The following is a 4,860-nucleotide window of genomic DNA, read 5'->3' as shown; positions in this document are numbered from 1 at the left end:
GATGCTCTTCCGATTCAGGATGAAAAGGATTGTGAATATCGTTCCGGCGTGGATGGGGCTATGCATGCTTGCGGACATGACGGACATACATCCATACTACTGGGAACGGCGCATTATTTCAGTCTGAACCGTGACGAGCTGGCAGGTGAAATCCGGTTGCTGTTCCAGCCTGCGGAGGAATTACTGCCTGGCGGTGCGGTTCATGTAATCAAAGAGGGTGTACTGGAAGGAGTGGATGTCATTTATGGCATTCATTTGTGGACACCATTTCCGGTCGGGACCGCTGCTAGCTGCGCAGGGCCGCTGATGGCGGCAGCTGATGATTTTTATATTGAAATTACAGGAAAGGGTGGACATGGTGGTATGCCCCAGTCCTCTCATGACAGTGTGGTGGCGGGCTCAGCTCTCGTAATGCAGCTGCAAAGTATCGTCAGTCGTTCAGTCGACCCTTTGCGACCAGCTGTACTGACGGTGGGGACCATTCAAGGAGGCTTTGCGCAAAATGTGATCGCGGAAACCTGCCGCTTGAGTGGAACGATCCGTACTTTTGATGAGGAAACACGCACTGTGATGAAAGAGCGGCTGCATTCAGTGACGGAGCTTACCGCTGCAACATATGGTACAACAGCACAGATCCGCTACATTATGGGATATCCGCCTGTTGTGAATGATTCGCATGAGGCTGCTCGTTTTTTTAAGGAAGCTGTGCCCGTTTTTGGCGAGGTGAATGTAAAAGAGGCGTCAAAGCTGATGCCTGCTGAAGATTTTGCTTATTATTTGGAACGTGTTCCAGGCTGCTTCATGTTCGTGGGGGCGGGGAACCCAGCTAAAAATGCGGTGTATCCGCATCATCATCCCAAATTTGATTTTGATGAGGATGCCATGATCCATGCGGTTCGTTTGTTTATTGCGATGTCCACCGGATATGCAGCAGAACGAAATGCAGGGATGGATATTTAGGGTCAAATCGGAGTATGAGCTTAATAAAATGGGGTAACCTACTCTTGAAAAGGAGGGAGTACCCATGAAAAAGGTTCAGGAAGTTATGACTAAAGAATGCGTAACGGTGACCCCACAGGACAATATTTATGAGGTTGCAGTTAAAATGAAGGACAATGATACTGGTTTTATCCCGGTTATGGAAAGGGAAGGCAGTGACAGGCTGATCGGTGTAATAACGGACCGAGACCTTGTCGTTCGCGGCTATGCGGCCAAGCATTCTGGTTCCAGTTCGGTCGATACGGTTATGACGACAGGTATTCGCACAGCCAGAGCGGACATGTCGGTGGACCAAGCAGCCGAGCTGATGGCAGAGCAGCAAATTCGGCGCTTGCCCGTGACCGAAGGAGATCGTTTGATCGGGATTGTTTCGATTGGCGACTTGGCTGTACGCAATATATTTGCAGATAATGCCGGTGAGGCCCTTAGCCAAATTTCCGAACAGGTCCACTAGAAGAAAAATAAGGTTGGCATGCCTAGAAGTTCAATCCGAATAGGGGTTGAACTTCTTGCTATTCCGGTTGGACTGCGGATAATAGGACAAGCTGTTTATCATATAAAGTTGGGATGAAGTTTGGTTAGATTGACGGGAGGTAACAATGAATCCGGAACATCCTTGTATTGTACAACGTGATTTTACCATCCTGCTGGAAATGGGCTTGCCTCGTTCGGAGTTTGCTCGCTCACAGTTGCAGGTTTACGCGGAGCTCGTTAAAAGCCCGTCTGCTTTTCATACATATCATATCACTCCATTGTCTCTGTGGAATGCGGCTGCCCTTGGGTGGAGTGCTGAGGATATTCAAGATAGTTTGCATTCCATGTCCCGTTGGGATATCCCGCGTGATTTGTTGAAGGATATTGAACAGCTCGTTTCCAGATACGGAACGCTGACGCTGTCACGGGCGAGAGCGGAGGGAGTGCAAACTTGTAGCACAGATACTGTTAGTGCATATCGTGTTGAGGATGAGACAAGTGAGAACATGGAGAAGGGTACAGTCAGCAGCTATACAATGGTTGATCGCTTGACCCTGACAGCAGATACTCCGGCTTTGCTGGAGGAGCTACTGAGCAAGCAGGAGCTGAGGCAGCTTAGAATGATTCGTACTGGTGAAGTGAGCGCTTCTGTACCGCCTGAAAACCGGGGCCTGCTCAAGCAGGAATGTGCTCGATTGGGGTATCCAGTAGTCGATACGGTCGGATATCTTGAGGGAAATCAGCTCCGTTTTTCCTTGGGGCAAGGACAAGCACAGGTGCAGCTCCGTGATTATCAAGTTGAGGCTGCTGATGCGTTTGAAGGTGCTGACGGCTTGGGCGGTAGCGGTGTGCTGGTGCTTCCATGCGGAGCGGGTAAAACTGTGATTGGTATGGCGGTGATGGATCGGCTTCAGTGTGAAGTGCTTATTTTAACCTCGAATACCACCTCTGTCCGGCAATGGATTGAGGAATTGAAGCAAAAGACCGATATTCCGGATGATTCGATCGGGGAATACAGTGGTCAGAAAAAAGAGGTGCGCCCGATTACGGTGGCAACCTACCAGATTCTGACGCATCGTCGCAGCAAAGACGGGGACTTTGACCATATGAAGCTGCTGAGCGAGCGGAAGTGGGGACTTATTGTATACGATGAGGTGCATTTGCTGCCCGCCCCGGTCTTCCGGGCGACGGCAGATATTCAGGCCACCCGTCGTTTGGGATTGACAGCCACGCTGGTTCGCGAAGACGGCTGTGAGCGGGATGTATTCTCTTTGATTGGGCCCAAGCGGTACGATATGCCTTGGAAGGAGCTGGAGCGACAGGGCTGGATTGCTCAGGTCGATTGTGTGGAGCTGCGGCTTCCGATGACTGCTGAACTGTTGGAACGCAGTATGCGTGCCGAGGGCAGACAGCAGTACCGGATTGCGGCCGAAAATCCGGCCAAGCTGGAAGCAGTACGTAGCCTGATGCAGCGGCACAGCGGTCTACCTACGCTTATTATTGGTCAATATCTGGACCAATTGCGTATATTGGCTCGGGAACTCGGCGTGCCATTGATTACCGGGGCTATGAGTCAGAGTGAGCGGGTACGGTGGTTCGATGCATTCCGCAAGGGAACCATCCGGACTTTACTCGTATCCAAAGTGGCGAACTTTGCGGTGGACTTGCCGGATGCGGCTATAGCTATAGAGGTATCAGGCAGTTTCGGCTCCCGTCAGGAGGAGGCGCAGCGACTTGGCCGCATTTTACGACCGAAGCCCGGTGAGAATAAAGCTTATTTTTATGCACTGGTGACAGAGAATAGCAGGGAGACCGATTTTGCAGCCCGTCGTCAGCTGTTTCTGATTGAGCAGGGCTATGAATATGCAGTTCGCAGATTTAGTCCCACAGAGGCTATGGGAAGCCTGGATGATGAGGCTGAAGATGGTGGAAAGAAAAAGGAGGCGTAATCTAGGATGGGCGTAACGAACACGAAAGGCGACTGGAAGGAGCTAACTTCGGATGAACTGTTGGTGCTTACACGCTGTTTTATCCGGTACGCTGGACAGCCTATGAAGGAAGAAGAGCCCTTGCAGCTTTCCAGGGGAGTGTTAAGCGGAGTCGAAACGAAGCTGGCATTGCATGGATTGCGTGCCCGAGGCTGGATGGAGGCAGTTACCAAATCGTGGGGGGAACGCATTTTATATATCCCGCTTCATCGGCTACCTGATTTGTACGATATGTTGTTAGAGCAAAGTACGATGAATATGATGCATACAGATCATCCAGTGACTGTACATGAAGCAAAGACAGGACTGGAGGCAGAGCTGCTGCACGTGCTGTCACATATTGCGAAGCAGGGAGTTCCTTTGACGGCCAAAGGGACCATACATAAGCGATCATTGCAAAAATTGATCGAACTGACTCCCTTCCGTTCAGAGGATCTGGAGGGGCTTGGACTGCAATACGCGCACACCGATCAGTATCCGGTGCAAACGGCGGTAATGATGGATTTGCTGCTGAGCCTGGGCCTGCTGGTCAAGGAAGCGGTATCCTTTCGCATTCAGGAATCGGAACTGGCAGCTTGGATTCATTTGTCTGCTTGGCAAATGCGCAAGCATATCTTTGTCACACTCATGGAAAGATACGGCAAGGCCGAAACGTCTATGCAGCATTTTCGATACATGCTGTGCGCTGCCTCCCAGTATGCAGGAGCTGAGGGCTGGCTGCCTGTCAAGTCATTGCTGCAATGGATGCTTCAGGTGGGCCTGATCTCACAGGAGAGCCTAAGCAGAACGGGCTCCCAAACTAGTGCCCCTTTGGAATTTGCTGCTGCATCCGGAAGTTCTGAAGCCTTTGAGGATGCTGCGGCTATTGAATTTAACTTTAGCGAACATGACATGGATGAGATTAAAGGCTGGCTGAAAGCCTTGACCGCTTTTGGAATGGGCGATTGGGGACTAAGCGCATTGGGCGAATTGTGCTTTCGCTGGAATGTATCCCCGCTGGATATGCTTCGGCTATATCAGGATGAGGTAGGGCATCAAGAGCAGGGGACCTTTTACATGCAGCCAGATTTTGAAATATTGGTGCCGCCGGATGTAGCTTATGACGTTCGCTGGCGGCTGGAATGCTGCTGTGAACTCGTGACAGGAGATCGGATGGCAGTATACCGTCTCACGAGAGAAAGTGTTGCAGAAGCAATTGAACTGGGTATGGAGGCACAAGCGATTTTTGCCCTTCTGGATAAGCATAGCCAGACAGGTGTACCTGATCATGTGCGTGTGGCTGTGGAGCAGTGGGCAGGCAGTGTCGGACGAACGGCATTTGCATCGGTAACACTCCTGCGCTGTGGTACACATGACGATGCAGACACTGTTGCACGCCACCCCGGGCTGGAAGGGCTGC

General features: G+C 51.2%; 4 protein-coding genes. All 4 read left to right on the top strand.

Annotation, left to right across the window (positions count from 1 at the left end):
* On the top strand, positions 1-960 hold a 960-nt coding region (locus WG8_RS14835; RefSeq protein ID WP_007431023.1), incomplete at its 5' end, for an amidohydrolase.
* A gap of 64 nt (positions 961-1,024) precedes the next feature.
* Positions 1,025-1,453 (top strand): CBS domain-containing protein, encoded by a 429-nt coding sequence (locus tag WG8_RS14830; RefSeq protein WP_007431022.1) that lies wholly within the window; start codon positions 1,025-1,027, stop codon positions 1,451-1,453.
* Positions 1,454-1,598: 145 nt separating this feature from the next.
* Complete coding sequence (locus WG8_RS14825; protein ID WP_007431021.1) at positions 1,599-3,422, top strand: DNA repair helicase XPB; 1,824 nt, start codon at positions 1,599-1,601, stop codon at positions 3,420-3,422.
* Between the two features lie 6 nt (positions 3,423-3,428).
* Positions 3,429-4,860, top strand: a 1,432-nt coding sequence (locus WG8_RS14820; RefSeq protein ID WP_007431020.1) for a helicase-associated domain-containing protein, incomplete at its 3' end; no start/stop codon positions are given.

Source organism: Paenibacillus sp. Aloe-11, from assembly GCF_000245715.1.
Lineage (GTDB): Bacteria > Bacillota > Bacilli > Paenibacillales > Paenibacillaceae > Paenibacillus > Paenibacillus kribbensis.
Note: the sequence above shows the minus strand (reverse complement) of the source record. Positions and strands in the feature narration are given on the sequence as shown.